Annotated in this window: 16 protein-coding genes; 5 read left to right on the forward strand and 11 right to left on the reverse strand. The window is 71.5% G+C overall.

Features of this window, described 5'->3' with window-relative positions; translation table 11 throughout:
* Window positions 1–156: 156 nt before the first annotated feature.
* Entirely contained in the window at window positions 157–903 is a 747-nt protein-coding gene (locus AB0G56_RS38370; RefSeq protein ID WP_360979737.1) for a glucose 1-dehydrogenase, read from the reverse strand.
* Complete coding sequence (locus tag AB0G56_RS38375; RefSeq protein WP_360979740.1) at window positions 900–2033, reverse strand: LLM class flavin-dependent oxidoreductase; 1134 nt, start codon at window positions 2031–2033, stop codon at window positions 900–902. The genes AB0G56_RS38370 and AB0G56_RS38375 overlap by 4 nt, the downstream gene beginning before the upstream one ends.
* Window positions 2034–2226: 193 nt before the next feature.
* Here AB0G56_RS38375 and AB0G56_RS38380 point away from each other — a divergent pair, with 193 nt between their 5' ends.
* From AB0G56_RS38380 to AB0G56_RS38390, 3 genes are all read left to right on the forward strand, one after another.
* Entirely contained in the window at window positions 2227–2997 is a 771-nt protein-coding gene (locus tag AB0G56_RS38380) for a glucose 1-dehydrogenase (protein ID WP_360979743.1), read from the forward strand.
* A gap of 290 nt (window positions 2998–3287) precedes the next feature.
* Window positions 3288–3824 (forward strand): isochorismatase family cysteine hydrolase, encoded by a 537-nt coding sequence (locus AB0G56_RS38385; protein ID WP_360979746.1) that lies wholly within the window; start codon window positions 3288–3290, stop codon window positions 3822–3824.
* 155 nt (window positions 3825–3979) lie between these two features.
* Window positions 3980–4390: an SRPBCC family protein gene (locus tag AB0G56_RS38390; protein ID WP_360979749.1), complete on the forward strand. Its 411-nt coding sequence runs from the start codon at window positions 3980–3982 to the stop codon at window positions 4388–4390.
* A gap of 217 nt (window positions 4391–4607) precedes the next feature.
* Here the strand turns inward: AB0G56_RS38390 and AB0G56_RS38395 are convergent, their stop codons facing one another.
* Window positions 4608–4982 (reverse strand): helix-turn-helix domain-containing protein, encoded by a 375-nt coding sequence (locus tag AB0G56_RS38395; protein ID WP_360979752.1) that lies wholly within the window; start codon window positions 4980–4982, stop codon window positions 4608–4610.
* A gap of 96 nt (window positions 4983–5078) precedes the next feature.
* Here AB0G56_RS38395 and AB0G56_RS38400 point away from each other — a divergent pair, with 96 nt between their 5' ends.
* Both AB0G56_RS38400 and AB0G56_RS38405 read left to right on the forward strand, forming a co-directional pair.
* Window positions 5079–6062: an NAD(P)-binding domain-containing protein gene (locus tag AB0G56_RS38400; protein ID WP_360979755.1), complete on the forward strand. Its 984-nt coding sequence runs from the start codon at window positions 5079–5081 to the stop codon at window positions 6060–6062.
* Between the two features lie 189 nt (window positions 6063–6251).
* Window positions 6252–6596 carry a helix-turn-helix domain-containing protein gene (locus AB0G56_RS38405; protein WP_360979835.1) on the forward strand — a complete coding sequence of 115 codons (345 nt, stop codon included), beginning with the start codon at window positions 6252–6254 and terminating at the stop codon, window positions 6594–6596.
* Between the two features lie 177 nt (window positions 6597–6773).
* Here the strand turns inward: AB0G56_RS38405 and AB0G56_RS38410 are convergent, their stop codons facing one another.
* The 8 genes from AB0G56_RS38410 to AB0G56_RS38445 all read right to left on the reverse strand — a co-directional run bounded on the left by AB0G56_RS38410 (window position 6774) and on the right by AB0G56_RS38445 (window position 15725).
* Window positions 6774–7811 carry a DMT family transporter gene (locus tag AB0G56_RS38410; protein ID WP_360979758.1) on the reverse strand — a complete coding sequence of 346 codons (1038 nt, stop codon included), beginning with the start codon at window positions 7809–7811 and terminating at the stop codon, window positions 6774–6776.
* Window positions 7812–8195: 384 nt separating this feature from the next.
* The gene (locus tag AB0G56_RS38415) at window positions 8196–9680 is read right to left on the reverse strand and encodes a pyridoxal-dependent decarboxylase (RefSeq protein ID WP_360979761.1); all 1485 of its coding nucleotides are present in this window, start codon (window positions 9678–9680) and stop codon (window positions 8196–8198) included.
* Between the two features lie 33 nt (window positions 9681–9713).
* Window positions 9714–11519 (reverse strand): FAD-dependent oxidoreductase, encoded by a 1806-nt coding sequence (locus AB0G56_RS38420; RefSeq protein WP_360979764.1) that lies wholly within the window; start codon window positions 11517–11519, stop codon window positions 9714–9716.
* Window positions 11520–11682: 163 nt separating this feature from the next.
* Window positions 11683–12405 (reverse strand): GNAT family N-acetyltransferase, encoded by a 723-nt coding sequence (locus AB0G56_RS38425; protein WP_360979767.1) that lies wholly within the window; start codon window positions 12403–12405, stop codon window positions 11683–11685.
* Entirely contained in the window at window positions 12402–13127 is a 726-nt protein-coding gene (locus AB0G56_RS38430) for a gamma-glutamyl-gamma-aminobutyrate hydrolase family protein (protein ID WP_360979770.1), read from the reverse strand. The genes AB0G56_RS38425 and AB0G56_RS38430 overlap by 4 nt, the downstream gene beginning before the upstream one ends.
* 682 nt (window positions 13128–13809) lie before the next feature.
* Window positions 13810–14388, reverse strand: coding sequence for a rhodanese-like domain-containing protein (locus AB0G56_RS38435; RefSeq protein WP_360979773.1), 579 nt, complete (start codon window positions 14386–14388; stop codon window positions 13810–13812).
* A 228-nt stretch (window positions 14389–14616) separates the two neighbouring features.
* Window positions 14617–15360 (reverse strand): sulfite exporter TauE/SafE family protein, encoded by a 744-nt coding sequence (locus tag AB0G56_RS38440; protein ID WP_360979776.1) that lies wholly within the window; start codon window positions 15358–15360, stop codon window positions 14617–14619.
* Window positions 15357–15725, reverse strand: a complete 369-nt coding sequence (locus tag AB0G56_RS38445; RefSeq protein WP_360979779.1) for a rhodanese-like domain-containing protein — start codon at window positions 15723–15725, stop codon at window positions 15357–15359. The genes AB0G56_RS38440 and AB0G56_RS38445 overlap by 4 nt, the downstream gene beginning before the upstream one ends.
* Window positions 15726–15757: the final 32 nt, after the last annotated feature.

The following is a 15757-nucleotide window of genomic DNA, read 5'->3' on the forward strand; positions in this document are numbered from 1 at the left end:
CCGTCGATCCGGCGGCGGTCCGGGAGGCCTCCCGGACCGCCGCCGGATCGACGGGACCCAGGGCCGGATCGGGGAACCCCGCCGACATGGCGTCGGCGAGTTCCCGGGCACGGGGGGTGAGCGGATCGGTCGCGGCACGGGGGCCGTGGGCATCGCTCATTTCGCCGTCAGCCCGCCGTCGACGGCGAACTCGGCGCCGGTGACGTACGACGAGGCGTCCGAGACCAGGTAGAGCACCAGCTCCGCGACCTCCTCGGGGCGGCCCGCCCGGCCCAGCGGCATGTTCGGCCACGCGCGCTGCCCGACGTCCGCACCGAGAGCGCCCGCGATCATGGGGGTGTCGACCATGCCGGGATGGACTGAATTGACCCGGATGCGGTGCGGGGCCAGGTCCAGCGCGGCGGACTTGGTCAGCCCGCGCAGAGCGAACTTCGTGGCCCCGTAGGAGGCGTGGCCCTCGATGCCGACCAGGCCGGCGGTGGAGGAGATGTTCACGATCGATCCGCCGTCGCCGGTCTCACGCATCGCCGGGACGACGGCCCGGATGCCCAGGAACGGCCCGACGAGGTTCACGTCCAGCAGGCGCCGCAGGTTGTCCTCGGTGTCCTCCTCGACCGGGGCGGTGCGCCACAGTGCCGCGTTGTTGACCAGGGCGTCGATCCGCCCGAAGGCGTCGAGAGCCGCCCCGGTGAGACGGCGCCAGCCGGCCGCGTCGGTCACGTCGTGGGCGACGAACAGTGCCTGGTCGCCCAGCTCCTCCGCGACCGAACGGCCCTCCTCCTCCCGTACGTCCGTGACCACGACCCGCGCGCCTTCCCGCGCGAACAGCCGTGCCTCCGCGGCTCCCTGACCACGCCCCGCGCCCGTGACGAGGACGGTCCTGCCCTCCAGCCGCCCCGTCATGCCGCCGTACCCTTCTCCAGGGCACGGAAGTGCGGGATGACCTTCTCACCCCACTGGCGGACGGTCTCCAGGCACGCCTCCTGGGGCACGGTGCCCATCTGGACCAGGCACATGACCTCGTCCACGCCGATCTGGCGCAGCTGGTCGACGTAGGCGATGGCGGTCTCCGCGGTGCCGTACGCGTGCTTGGCGTTGAACTGGCCCGTGTCGGCCGGGCGGACGGGGACGTTCGCCTCGTGCAGCTTGGCGACCAGGACCTCGCGGTCCCGCTCCATGGCGGCCACGTGGTCCTCGCCCTCGTCGTACCCGGTGGGCGCGGGGCCGTTGCCGTACCAGTGGGCGATGGACTCGGCGAAGAACCGCTGCCCGCGGGTGCCGATCCGGTACGCCCGCTCTGCGTCGTCCAGCACGATGGTCGGGCACAGTGCGGAGAAGTGGTTGTTGACCTCGGTGGAGACCAGCCGGTCCCCGCCGCGGGTGGCGACGGCCTCGTCGTAGATCTTGCGCATCTCGCGGATGTCGTCGGCCCCGGCGAAGCCCAGCACCAGCGCGCCGATGCCCAGTTCGGCGGCGAGCTTGAGGGTGTCGTGCTTGCTGCAGGCCATGAACAGCGGCGGGTGCGGGGCCTGCACGGGGCGGGGCAGGATCGCCCCCGGGCCGATGTCGATCGACCCGTGCCACTCGAACCGCTCCTCGCGCCAGGCGCTGCTGAAGATCCGCAGCGCCTCCTCCATCTGCGGGTAGGTGTCCTCGGGCCGCACCCCGTACATGGACATCTCCTGCTTCGTGGCACCGCGGCCGGCGCCGATGTCGACCCGCCCGCCCGACAGGACGTCCAGCATCGCGGCGCGTTCGGCGACCCGCACCGGGTGCTGGTAACCGAAGGGCATGGTGACCACGCCGTGGCCGATGCGGATGCGGGACGTCTTCGCCGCGACCCAGGTGAGGAACACCTCGGACGCGCTCATGTGCGCGTACTGCGTCAGCGCGTGGTGCTCGACCGCCCAGATCCGGTCGAAGCCCATCTCCTCGGCCAGGACGGCCTGTTCGACGCAGTCGTGAAGGACCTGGCGCTCCCGCTCGGGGGTCGGGTCCGCGATCTGCGCCTCGAAGATCATCGAGAACTTCACGGCGACTCCTCCCTGCTATTTCTGTTCGGCATATGCCTAGCAGTAATACAAGGGGAGGGGGAGGGGTGCACAGCGTCCGCTCCCGCTCAGCGGGAGGACCGGGTTCCCTCGCCTGGCAGGGGGACGTACGGTCGGTCCTTGCGCCATGGACGTGGGCACAGGCCGGGCAGCGGCCGGACAGGGGAGCGGCGTGATGACGGACCTCCGGGGCAGAACGGTGATCATCACCGGCGGAGCGCGCGGACTGGGTGCCGAGGCCGCCCGCGCGGCCGTCCGGGCCGGTGCCCGCGTCGTGCTCACCGACGTGCTGGGGGACGAGGGCCGCGACACCGCCGCCGGACTCGGCGACGCCGCCCGGTTCGTCCCGCACGACGTCACCTCCGAGGCGGACTGGCGGCAGGTGGCGCAGTACACGGTCGCCGAGTTCGGCACGGTCGACGGGCTCGTCAACAACGCGGGGATCTCCGGCGGTTCGCAACTGCTCGAAGAGCAGTCGGTCGACGACTTCCGCCGGGTCCTGGACATCGATCTCACCGGCGTCTTCATCGGCATGCGTACGGTGATCCCGCTGATGAAGGAACAGGGCGCGGGCGGCTCGATCGTGAACATCTCCTCGGCGGCGGGCCTGATGGGCCTGGCCATGACCGCCGGCTACGGAGCCGCCAAATGGGGGGTGCGCGGCCTGACCAAGGTCGCCGCCGTCGAACTGGCCGCTGCGCGGATCCGCGTCAATTCCGTCCACCCCGGGATGACCTACACGCCGATGACCGCCCACGTCGGCATCGAGCAGGGTGAAGGGAAGTACCCGCACACCCCCATGGGCCGGGTCGGCGAACCCCCGGAGATCGCGGCGGCCGTCACCTTCCTGCTCTCGGACGCCGCCTCGTACGTCACCGGCGCCGAACTGGCCGTCGACGGGGGATGGACCACAGGGCCGACGCCGCGGCCGCCTGCCGGAGGGTGAGGGGAAACGGGCGGCCGTGCGTTGATCGTCCGGAGCTCCGGACGGTCGGCGACGAGGACACGGGCCGGCTGTCCCTGCCCCGTCGGCATCCGGGGTGGCGGGCGTGGGAGGAGGCCGCGTTGCTCAGCCGAAAAGGGCGCTGGCCGGCACGACGGCGGTGGCGATGGCGTACAGGCGCCTCCCGGCGTAGCGGTGGGCCCTCCGCCCGCCGGGCGAATGCATCGGCGATGTCACGGTCGATCCACCGCGTCGCGCGACCACCCGCCGCACACCGGTGCGAACCTGAAGGCATGAGCAAGTCCGCACTGATCGTCATCGACATGATCAACACATACGACCACAAGGACGCCGACCTCCTGCTCCCCTCCGCGCGTTCCGTGGTGCCGGCCGTGGCCGGCCTGCTGCACCGGGCGCGCCGCGCGGACGCGCCCGTGATCTACGTCAACGACAACTTCGGCGAATGGCGCTCGCACCACGGCGAACTCCTCGACCACGCCCTCGCCGGACCCCACGCCGACCTCGTCGAACCGCTGCGGCCCGACGCATCGTCCCTGTTCGTCCTCAAGGCCCGCCACTCGGTCTTCTACGACACCCCGCTGGCCTATCTGCTGCGCCAGCAGGGGGTCGACCGGCTGGTCCTGTGCGGGCAGGTGACGGAGCAGTGCGTGCTGTACTCGGCCCTGGACGCTCACATCCGCCATTTCGACGTGGTCGTCCCGCGCGACGCGGTCGCCCACATCCACACCGACCTCGCGGACGCGGCCCTGCGCATGATGGAACGCAACATGAGCGCCCATGTGTGCGACAGCGCCGAACTGTGGCCGTAGGGGTGCGGCGGCGAAACACGACCCGAACCCCTGCTCGCCTCTGCCTCGTGGAGCCGCAGACACCCACCACAGCGGTCACGAAGGGCTCGTCCGGTGATCACGCACGTCTGATTCGTTCAAGAAGAGGGTGGTGGCGGGCCGCTACCCTCGCTGCCATGAACAGCACCGGCAGGGAATCACGCCATCTCAGTGTCCACATCGACCGCCCCGTCGAGGACGTCTACGCCTATGCGTCGAACCCGGCCAACCTGCCTGCGTGGGCACACGGCCTGGGAGGGTCCATCGAGGAGATCGACGGCCGATGGGTCGCGGAGTCCTCTCCGATGGGCCGGGTGGAGGTCGTCTTCACGCCACGCAACGAGTTGGGTGTGCTCGATCACGACGTCACGTTGCCCTCCGGCAAGACCGTCCACAACCCGGTCCGTGTGATCGCCGACGGCAGGGGGAGCGAGGTGGTGTTCACCCTCCGGCGACAGCCGGAGATGAGCGGCGCCGACTTCGAGCGTGACGCCGGCATGGTCGCCGCCGACCTGGGCCGGCTCAAGCAGGTGATGGAGTCCGCTTGATTTCCTGTTCGGCGGATCACGGGAGAACCCGGAAACGGATCGTTGCCGCGGTGGCTGCGTCGGTGACCGTGCCGTGGAAGAAGGAGGTCCGCCTGCCGTAACCGGTTGCGACAGTGCGGGAGTGGTCGGGCCGGGGCCGCTCGATACGACGAACTCACCGTCCGCCATGAAACGACAGCTGGTCGCGGTCCTCGACGTGGGGGTGCGACCGGAACGTTCACACCGGACCCTGGCCTGCCTTCTCCCCCCGGTCTCGAGCGGCCGGCCGCTCGCGGCCCCAGGCGGCCAGCGGCTGGAGGGCGTCGTTGAGGCGCATGCCGTCCTCGGTCAGTGAGTACTCGACGCGGGGTGGCACCTCGCCGTAGGAGACGCGGTGCACGACGCCGTCCGCTTCCAGCTCACGCAGATGAGAGGCCAGCACCTTCTCGGTGACCCCCGGGAGCAGCCGACGCAGTTCGCCGAAGCGGCGGCAGGGGTGCTCGTGGAGCGCCCAGAGGATCAGCACCTTCCACTTGCCGCCGATCACCTCCATCGCGGTGTCGATCCCGCAGACGTGTCCGTCCGGTGTGCCCGGCCGGTTCAGCGTCGTCATGCCCCACCCCTTCGACCTGCTCGCTCACCCCGGGGTAACCACCCACTCCCGAGTACGTACTTGATCGCCTCCGGGCTTGGGGACAGCCTAACCGCCATGACACAGAACACTGTTGAGAAGACCCCCGTCACGATTCTGGGCCTCGGCGCCATGGGCACCGCGCTGGCCCGCACCTGGCTTGCCGCCGGTCACCCTCTCACCGTCTGGAACCGGACCCCGGCCCGAGCAGCGGGACTCGCAGCCGAGGGGGCGAGGGTCGCGGACACCGCCGCCGAGGCGGTCGCAGCGAACACCCTGATCGTCGTCTGTCTCCTGGACGACACCTCGGTCGAGGAGGTACTGACCGGCACCGGCCTGGCCGACCGGGACCTGGTCAACCTGACCACCAGCACGCCCGCCCAGGCCCGCGCCCGCGCCGAGTGGGCCCGCGAGCGCGGCGCCCGCTACCTGGACGGCGGGATCATGGCCGTCCCCCCGATGATCGGCGCCCCCGAAACCGGCGGCTACGTCTTCTACAGCGGCTCACGGGAACTGCTCCAACAGCACCAGGAGACCCTGAGCGTCCCGGCCGGCACCACCTACGTCGGCGAGGACGCCGGCTTCGCGGCCCTGCACGACGTGGCCCTGCTCAGCGCCATGTACGGGATGTTCGCCGGCGCCGCGCACGCCTTCGCCCTGATCCGCAAGGAGGACATCGACCCCACGGCGCTCGCACCGCTGCTCGCCGACTGGCTGGTCGCGATGGCCCCGGCAGTTCACCGGACCGCCGACCAGCTGCGCAGCGGCGACTACACCAGGGGCGTCGTCTCCAACCTCGCCATGCAGGTGGCCGGCACGCCGGCCTTCCTGAGCACCGCCGAGCAGCAGGGCGTCAGTCCGGAACTGCTCAGCCCCTACTTCCAGCTGATGCGCCGCCGCCTGGCCGAGGGCAGGGGCGAGGAGGACCTGACGGGCGTGATCGACCTGCTGTGCACTGACCAGCCGCTTGCCGCCCCAGAAGCGGCCGCGCCGGTCGCGGTCCTCAACGCTCCGCCGCGACCGGCACCTTTCACGTCGCCGGGGGTCACTGGAAGGCGGTGATGTTGCGTGTCACCCACTGGGCGAAGGCACGGGGCGGGCGGCCCCGTTCAGCGTCTCTGATACACGGCGAAGCTACTGTCGGCAGGCCAGTAGGTACCTAGAGGAAAGTAACGGGTGAAAGGGGTCGATGGGACGGAGACCACAGCTCAGGAGGCCCGGGTCGAGGTCTCGCCCAGCAACGCCTGCCCGATCGCTCCCGTCGTCGACATCGTCTTCAGTCGCTGGACCACCCCGATCCTGTGGGCGCTCAACGAGTACGGACAGCAGCGATTCGTGGAGCTGGAACGCCGGATCGCCACCATCACTCCCAAGGTGCTGACCCAGCGGCTGCGGCAGTTGGAGCGCGATGGACTCGTCCTGCGCACTTACCACCCCGAAGTCCCACCGAGGGTGGAGTACGAGATCAGCGAACTCGGCCGCAGTCTGGCACCGTTGTTCGCGGCGCTGGCCGAGTGGTCGCCCAACCTCGACCACGTCGAACAAGCCCGCCGGGCCTACGACGCCAAGGAACGGACCGGTGGCCGCTCCGCCTGACGACGCTGGAGCGCTGCTCAACCGCATCCGTCGGATCAGTGGATCTCTTCCGGCTCGGCCGCAGGCGTCAGCCGGCGTTCTCGCGACCGACGGGAGGACGAGGCGCCGAAACCGTGCGGCAGGCGAGAGGCGTCCCGTCCACCGCGCAGCGCACCGTGCGGCCCTGACGCCTTCGGCTCACGGCTGCCGCGGATCCCGCCGCGGGCCGCCGGTTCCCTGCCGGGTGGTGAGTGCATCCGGCCGCCGGGCAGCCGGCCTGTCGGGCTGCGGCCGTCCCGGACCGGCCCGGTGGAAGAGTGCGGAGCCCAGCAGGACGCCGGCAACCACCAGCAGGCCGCCCCACAGTTCGTGGGAGGTGGGGGAACGGTGCTGCCACAGGAGGTTGAAGGCCGCGCCGAAGACGGCCTCCATGGCGATGACCGGTCCCATGACGGTGGCCGGCAGGCGCCGGGAGGCGATGTTCCAGAACCAGGTGGCGCACCAGGAGCCCAGAATGGCGATCGCCACGCACCACAACAGGAACGGCACGAGCGTGGCGGTGCCCGAGAACGGTGAGACACCGCGGACGGAGCGTGCCACGGGCACCAGGAGCAGCGAACCGGCGAACGCCCCGAGGCCGATGCAGGCCGTCCACAGGCTGTTGCCGACCGGGCGCGGACTTCGCCGCAGCAGGCGGTGGTTGACGACGACGAAGTACGACCACGCCGCGCTGGCGAGGAAACCGAGGAGCACTCCGGCGGCCAGCCCGTGCCCCGTCGCGGTCCGGCCCGGGGCGCCACCGCTGTTGACCAGCAGCAGTCCCGCGGAGGTCAGGGTGATGGGCAGGACGAGCCTGCGCCAGGGCAGCACCTTCTCCATGGCGTTGGACACCACCGCCACCAGCAGCGGGATCAGGCCGGTCAGTGTGGCGGCCAGAACACTGCCCGCGCTCTTGGAGGACAGCGACAACAGCAGGTAGAAGCCGATGTAGCCGACGATCCCCAGGTGCAGCGCGGCAAGCACCTGCCGTGTACCCAGGGCCCGCAGCCTGCGGCGGTGCACCAGGAGCACGGTCAGCGACACCATGCCGAAGACCGTGTAGCGTCCCACCACGAGGGCGTAGACGTTCACCGGAGCCACCGCGGCCGGTCCCAGGAAAGTGAAACCCCACAGGGCCGTTGCCGCCAGCGCGGCCGCCAGTCCGGTGGTCAGCGTGCGTGCCGGCGTACTCGTCATCCGTGCACTCTTCCCCACGTCCTTCCGCGAACACCGTATTGACCAGGACACACGTCACCGAGCAGGGCACCCTCGCGCCGCAGTGGTCACCGTGGCACGGACGGCACGCCCAGTGTGGTGAGCGGCGCCCGGCCCCGTCCACCCGCCACCGCGGAGCCGGACGCCCCCGGACCTGGACACGATGCACACGGGACGGGACCGGCCCGAGCCGCTGCCTCGGTCAGGAGCGGGCCCACTCGCCCGGCCGGTCCTCGGCCTCCCCGAGCGGCAGGAGCGCGGGGCGCAGACGGCACCACCCCCAGACCTGGCCGTTGCGCCCTACGGTCAGTCCGGACAGACGGGGGCTCGGCCCCGAAGACGGCGTAGGTCTCCCCGAAGACCACGTCAGCGGCCCCGGTGCAGCGCGGGGCCGCCGACCTGGTCGCGCACCGTGCGGTCGCCCAGGCGGAGCACCTGGGCGACCAGGAAGTCGAAGTCGGCGGCGTGCGTCCGGTGGTTGTTGTTGGCCACGCGCAGCACGAACGCCCCGTCGAGCACCGTGTGCGAGGGCATCGCCAGGCCCTGGGTCTGAAGCAGCTCCAGGACGGTCCGGTTGACCTGGTCGAGCGCTTCGGGGGTGGCCTCCGGCCACACGTAGCGGAAGCAGACCACGTTGAGGTCGCTACGTGCGACCAGCTCCAGGTGCTCGTTCGACTCGATCAGCCGCACCAGGTGCGCGACCTGGGCGATGTTGCCGGCGATCGCCTCGGTGAAGGCGTCCACCCCGTGCGTCTTGAGCGCGAACCACACCTTCAGCGCCCGGAACCGCCGCGACTGCTCGACACCGCGGTCGGAGAAGGCCAGGGTGTAGGACGCCGGCCCGTGGGCGGTCCGGCTGATGTAGTCGGCGCTGGAGCTGAACGCCGCCTCCAGCGCGCGTGGCTCCCGGGTCAGCACACAGCTGACGTCGAACGGGAGGTACAGCCACTTGTGCAGGTCGAAGACGAGCGAGTCGGCGCCGGTCAGACCGGTGAGCAGCGGGCGGTGAGAGGGAACCAGCTGCGCGAACGCGCCGAAGGCGCCGTCCACGTGGAACCACAGGTCCTCCTGCCGGGCGAGCGTGAGCAGCTCGTGGAGCGGGTCGATCGCGCCGGTGTTGACCGTACCGGCGTTGCCCACCACGCACAGCGGGCGCAACCCGGCCTCCCGGTCGGCGCGGATCGCGCGACGCAGGGCGCCGACGTCGACGCGGTGGTGCCGGTCCACCGGGACGCGCCGGAAGAACCGCCGCCCGATGCCGAGCAGTTCCACCGCCTTCTCCAGGGAGTGGTGGGTCTCGGTGGAGCCGTACACGGTGTACTGGACCCCGCTGCTCACCGCCCCGTCGGCGCGGAAGTCGACGGCAGCGCCGTCGGCCTCGCGCGCGGCGGCCAGCGCGGTGACCTGTCCCATGGAGGCGCCGCTGGTGAGCAGTCCGGAGCCCTTGGCGGGCCACTCCATGGCCTGTTTCAGCCACTCCACGACCTGCTGCTCGACCATCATGGCGGCGTTCTCACCCGAGCCGAGCGTGCAGTTGATCAGCGAGGCCAGCAGATCACCCAGGGCGGCCACGGGCAGCCCCGAGCCGTTGGCCCAGCCCCAGAACCGGGGATGGATGTTGCCTCGGGGGAAGGGCAGGACCGTCTCCCGGAACTCCTGGTACGCCTCGGCCATCGGCTTGCCCGCGGTGGGCAGGGGGGTGTCGAAGGAGGCACGGACCGCTTCGGGTACCGGCTGCCACACGGGGTGTTCCCGGATCCCGGAGAGGTGATCCGCCATGTCGTCGATGATGCGCTTGCCCAGGGCGCGGAACTCGTCCCAGTCCGGGTCAAGAGCGGGGTCGGGATGCATGTCGTCCTCGTCTCGCGCGCGCCGCGTCGGCTGTCAGTGGTGGGTGGCCAGAGGGAGAGCGGCACTCGCCTCGGACGCCTGCGCCCGGGGTGCGAAGGCGGAGAAGCGCTCGGGGTGGTAGAGCCGGTGCATTGGGTGCGGCTCGTGGTGCAGTGACGCCAGCACCGCGCGGGCGACGGCAGGGGACTGGGCGAACCCTCCGGTGTTGTGACCGCCGGTGATGATGAACAGTCCGCCGCCGAGGATCGGTTCCGTGTGGTAGAGCCCGAGGGAGGTCGCTGTCCATGGGCGTACGCAGTACTTGAACGTGTAGTCGTCGTGGGACCGGGAGGAGGGGCCCGGCTCGTCGCACCCGGGGAAGATCCGCTCGACGGTGTCGAGGATGCCGTGCCGCATGGCGCGCAGTTGCCGCTCGTCGGGCCGGCCGCCGGCCCCGGTGTAGCCGTAGCCGGAGCCGACGATCAGGATCTGCCGCCCGTCGCCGTCGACGGCCACCGTCACGTTGGCGTCCTCGGTGATGTGCCCGCGCCGGGCCACCTTGAGCGAGTGGCGCAGCCGCGTGGCGTGGTTGCCGACCCTGATCCAGCCGCCCAGGACACCGTGGATCATTCCCGCGCACGGCGTGCCGGCCAGCAGCGCGTCGCCGGGCACGCCCGGTGAGACGACGACGTGTGCGTCGGGCGGTGCCTGCACCGCGCAGTCGAGCCCGGTCACCGTGCCGAAGGCGTCCCGCCGGACGCCCGTCACGGGAGTGTTCCAGTGGAACCGCGCACCGCGATCGGCCAGCCAGGCGACGGTCCGCCGGACGAACTTGTGCACGTTCAGGGTGAATCCCGGCACCAGGAAGCCGCCCGCGAGCGTGCCGTCGCCCAGCGGACCGGCCAGCCCGGGGAAGTCGTGGGCCAGCCGGCCTGCTGAGGGCTCGCTCAGCACGGCCCCGACGGCCCGGTGCCGGGCGAGGGAGGCCTCGCGGTGGTCCGGGTCGGCGTAGAGCCGCAGGATCCCGTCGGCCAGGACGACCCCGTCGAACAGCTCGGGCACTTGGCCGCGCAGCCGGGCCCACTCCCCGGCGGCCTCGGCGCTCAGGGCGAAGACGTCGTCGTTGTAGGTGCGCGCCAGCCAGGACGGCACCCGTTCGAACTCCTCGATCCAGGCGTGTTCGTGGGCGGACAGGGACCAGAACTCCCGGGCCAGCCAGCCGTGCTCCTCGACGGTGCGCCGGAAGACACCGGGCGCGCTCCCGTGGAAGTCCTGGTTGTTGTAGCTGTCCATCTCCGTGAAGGTGAACATCCGCGCGTCGTCCCCGGCATGGGTGCAGCCGTAGGCCTGCCAGCCGGTGCTGCCGGGAGCCGGGGACCGGTCCAGGACGGTCACCCGGTGGCCCTCCAGGACCAGGCTCACCGCTGTGACCAGGTTGACGATCCCGGCACCGATGAGGACCACCTCCCTCAAGCGCGGGCTGCCGCCTCCGCCGCCCGGGTCCGGCAGGGGGCGGTCGAGCGTGAAGCGGCGTTCGCAGCGGGCCAGGGCGCTGGCGAGCGCCTCCACACCGGCGAGGTCACAGCGGTGCTCGGTGATCCCACCCGGCCGCGACGACGACGGCGAACCGGTCTCGTACGCCAGGAACTTGACGTCCGGCACATGGCTCTCCCAGCGGCCGAGAAGCCGCTCGTCGGGCCGGCGCGAGGTGATCAGGCCGGTGGCGCCGTGCCGCAGCAGGGCGTCGAGGAGCCGCTCGCCGGGAGCGGCGTCCAGCCCGGGTGCGTGGACGATGTTGCCGGCGCGCATGAAGTCCGTCGTCTCAGCGTCGGTGTGCGGGCAGGTGAGCAGAATCTTCATCGTGCTGCGGTTCCTGTTCTGACGGTCGGGATGCGGGGGAGCAGGCCGGGTCCTCCGGTGGACGGCGTGCGGGCGCGGGAGAGGAGCAGCCCGGCGGGCCGGAAGGGGGGGGCGGAGCGGTGCGCCGTCCTGACCGCGCCGGGGCCAGGACGGGCCGGCGGGGTCAGCGCCGGACGGGGGCGAACGGCAGTGGCCGGTGCCGCATGAGCAGCCGGGCGTGTCCACCGCGTGGATCCACGAGCATGCCGGAATCGGTCCACCCCTCGGCGAAGGCGGCCTCCAGTTCCGCGGTGGCCGTGAGGTCGACGGCCTTCTCCGGCCCTTCACCCGCTGGGCCGACCGGGTCCAGGGGGTCGTCGATCCGGGTGGGGGTACCGGGCTGCACGGTCCGGTGAAGCAGGAACCGCAGCTTGCCGCCGAACTTGCGGACCAGGCAGATCGGCCGGAACCCGGCCTCCATGAGCGTACGCACCCCGTGGGGGTTGGCCGGTGAGCTGGTGGCGAAGAGATGGCGTACGTCCGTGTCCGCCAGGTCGGCCAGGGCCCGGGCGTTCATCAGCCGGGCCAGGGCGTGCCCGCGCCATCCGGGCAGCACGGCGACGGTGTCCCAGTGGGCGACGCGGTGGTACTCGGCGGGATCCAGCGTGGTGTCCTTGGCCAGGTTGAAGTCACGGTCACGGGGGAAGTAGACGATGCGGTAGGCGACCGTCTCCCGCTCGTGCAGCACGCCGTAGCAACGCCCGCCCCCGGCAAGGCAGTAGGCGATGAAGTCGGGCGTACTGGTCTGGAAGACCGAGGTGTCGTCCAGGGCGGACCGGATCCGCTGCTGGAGATCGAGCAGCAGGGGCAGGTCGCCGGGGCCGAGCCGGCGGACGCCGAAGGTCACCCCGCTGCCGCTGCCGCTGCCGACGCTGCCACGAACGACGCGATCAGCGGGTCGGTCCCCGGACGGCTCTCCTCGGCTGGAAGCTCCGGATGCCACAGCACCCCTACCGTCCATCGGTCCCCCTCCGCTTCGACGGCCTCGGGGAGCAGGTCGTCGGCCGTGGCGGTCACCCGCCAGCGCACGTCTCCCGGCGTCTGCTCACCCAGGCCCTGATGGTGGTACGAGGTCACTTTCACCGTGCTCTGCCCGTACGCCGCGAGAACTCTGCTTTCCCCGGCGAGGGTGACGGAATGCGGTACCGGCTCCGTGACGGAGGCGCGGTGCGCGACCAGACCGCCATTGACGTCGGGAATATGTGGAATCAGTGAATTCCCGGTGGCGGCATAGAGAACCTGAGTTCCTCTGCAGATCCCGAGGACCGGGATTCCCCGGTCGAGCGCACGGCGGGTGAGTCGCATCTCGAACGCGTCGCGCCGTGGGTGGTAGGTGTAATCCGGCTGCCTCGCCGTGCCGGTGCAGTAGAGTGGATCAATGTCCTCGCCGCCTGTGAGCAACAGGCCATCACAAGTGGACAGATAAGCGTCGCTGAGTTCCGGGTCGATGCAGGGAATCATCAGTGGCAGCCCGCCCGCGCACGCCACATGATCCGCGTATCCCTGGTGCAGGCTGTGGCTCATGATTTTCCGGCGGAAACGCGAGGTGATTCCGATGCGAGGGATCATGAAGGGTTCCCGGGCCGGTCGCGGGCGGCCGTCGGCTCGGTGGAATCGGCGCAATGACCTTTTCTTGCGGTGTCCATGCGTATGCCTCCCCCTGAAGGCGCGGTGCGTGGTGCCCCGGTGTCCCGACGGGTGGTCCTGCCCGTCACGGAAACGGATTCTGCTCCAGCGACCGGCACGCTAACCGACTTCAACGGCCGTGCGCAAGCGGACTGTTCACGGCGCCGGGATCATTCACCTCGGCCCATGTGCGGCCGATTGTCCACTCACTTGGGAGATCTCTCTCCGCCGTGCCGCGATCAATGGATGGCTGCTCAAGGCTTCCTCTTCCGCGCCTGTTGACGAAACGCGGAAGTCACCGCCACATGACCCGGGGTCGTATAAGGGAGGTTCAACGCGTCCGAGTGTGGCCGGAACACGACCGCCGCCTCCCGCCAAACGCCGTCCTGAGTCCTCGGGGCCGGTGATCCTCCCGACGAGGACGCCCTGCCGGACACCGGCGGGTTCTCGCCACCGCGCACGGGAACAATTTCGCCCTCGCCGCCGCCGGCGGCGTGGCCGGGCGGACGGCCTCGCCGCCTCCGGGCCGGGGGCGGGGAGGAGGGGAGAACCGCGGCATTCGGCCTGGGCGGAGGCAGAGGCCCCGCGCGCCTCAGGGGCACACGGGGCGTTCGGTGAACCGTGCTCAGCTGCTACGCAGGCGGGCCAGTGCCACGTTCAGGTCTGCCTGGCGGGGTCGGTTGTGGGGGAGCCTGGCCAGCATGGCCGCCATACCGCAGGTGTCGGTGACGGCGGAGAAGAGAAGGCCGCCGGCGATGCCCGCGGACAGCAGCCGGAAGGCGGGGTGGGCGAACTCGCCGAGGGCGAGGCCGAGCAGGATGACCGAGCCGGCGGTGAGCCGGACCTGGCGTTCCATGCCCCAGACCGGCTTCGTGCTCTCCTGGGGGCGTTCCAGGTCGTAGCCCCGCGCCGCCCAGGCGCCGGTGCCGCCCGTGAGGGTGGCGGCGTCGACACCGCCGGCGGCGAGTGTCCGGCAGGCGTTCTCGGAGCGGGCGCCGGAGGCGCAGACGACGAGGACCCCGCCGCGCCCGGCGGCGCTTCGGATGTCCGGCAGGGCGCGCTCGATCTGGTCGAGGGGGATGTTGAGGGCGCCGGGGACGTGGCCGCCGGCGTACTCACCGGGGGTGCGCACGTCGATGACGGTCAGCTCGTGCAGGCAGGAGCGGGCCTGGTCGGGGGTGAGTGCCGTGGGGGCGGTGTTCATGGTGAGTGTGATCCTTGCGTGTCGACGGCGGGCCGCCGGGGAACGTGCGTCCCCCGCGGAGTGCCGGTGGGGAATGCTCGTGGGTCTTGTTCTGTCGGTGCGCGGACCGTGTTGAACCGCCGCGGGCCCCACGGCGGCTCGCCGAGGGTGGCGCTCGGCCGCTGACCCGGTGCACGGCCGATCGGGCACCGGTGCGCGGCCGTGCGGACGTTCGGCTTGCCGGAGTGGTCACAGGAGTGCGTCGGCCAGCATGAAGACGGTGACCGCGAGCAGCACGCAGGCGAAGACGCGCTGGAGTGTTGCGCCTTTGAGCTTGTACGACAGACGTTTGCCGTCCCAGGCGCCCAGGACCGCCGCCGCGGTGAACGGCGCGATGACGGCCCAGTCCAGATGTGTCCCGCTGCCGGCCCGGGCGCCGAGTGCGGCCACCGAGTTGGCCGTGATCACCAGCAGGCTGGTGCCGACGGCCCGGCGCATGGGCAGCCCCAGGACACCGACCAGCGTCGGCACGGCGAGGAAACCGCCGCCCACGCCGAGGAACCCGGTCACCGCGCCGAGGCCGGCCCCGGCGTCGCCGGCCTTGCCGGGGTGCGCCGTGCCGGTGGTCCTGGCGGGTGAGGGCCGCAGCATGCGCAGGGCCGCCAGTCCCGCGACGAGGGCGAAAGCGATGGTCAGCGCCGCCTGGGGCAGGTGGCCCGCGGCGGCCCCCGTGAGCATCGCGGGCACGATGCCTGCGGCTGCGAACAGCAGTCCCGTACGCCAGGCCACGTGGCCGTCCCGGGCGTGCCCGACGAGCACCGGGATCGACGTCAGGGTGACGATGATCAAACTGGCGGTGGCCGCTTGCGCAGGGGTGAAACCGAGCAGGTAGATCAGGATGGGTACGGCCAGGACGCTGCCGCCGCCGCCGAGGCCGCCCAGGGCCAGGCCGACGACGGCACCGGCGACGAGCGCGAGAATCAGAGCGGTCATGCTATGAAGCCGTGGTTCCCGTGTCCGTCGGTGACCGGGCGACCTGCGGCGGCCCACGCGTCCACGCCGTCCTTGACATCCACCGCCTCGGCGCCGCGTTCGGCCGGCGGCCCGGCGGCCCGCCGGGAGCGGTGTCCGCCGCGGCGGCCCACCGTCGGCGGCCGGCCCTGGGCCGCGGCGCCTGCCAGGGCGGCGCGCCGCTTCGGGCCGGACAGCGGTGCGCGGGCGGCGCCGGGCGCGTGTCCGGCGCTCCACTCGTCCTGTCCGCGCACGCCTAGGAGGATCGCCGGGGCATCGGCGTCCTGGGCGCGCCGGTCGGCTTCGCCGGTGGTGACGCGGCTCTCGCCGCGACGGTAGGAGAACATCGCACGACCTCGTGACAGTGGTAGGGGGCGGG

Source organism: Streptomyces sp. NPDC021356 (assembly GCF_040641015.1).
In the GTDB taxonomy this organism is placed as follows: Bacteria; Actinomycetota; Actinomycetes; order Streptomycetales; family Streptomycetaceae; genus Streptomyces.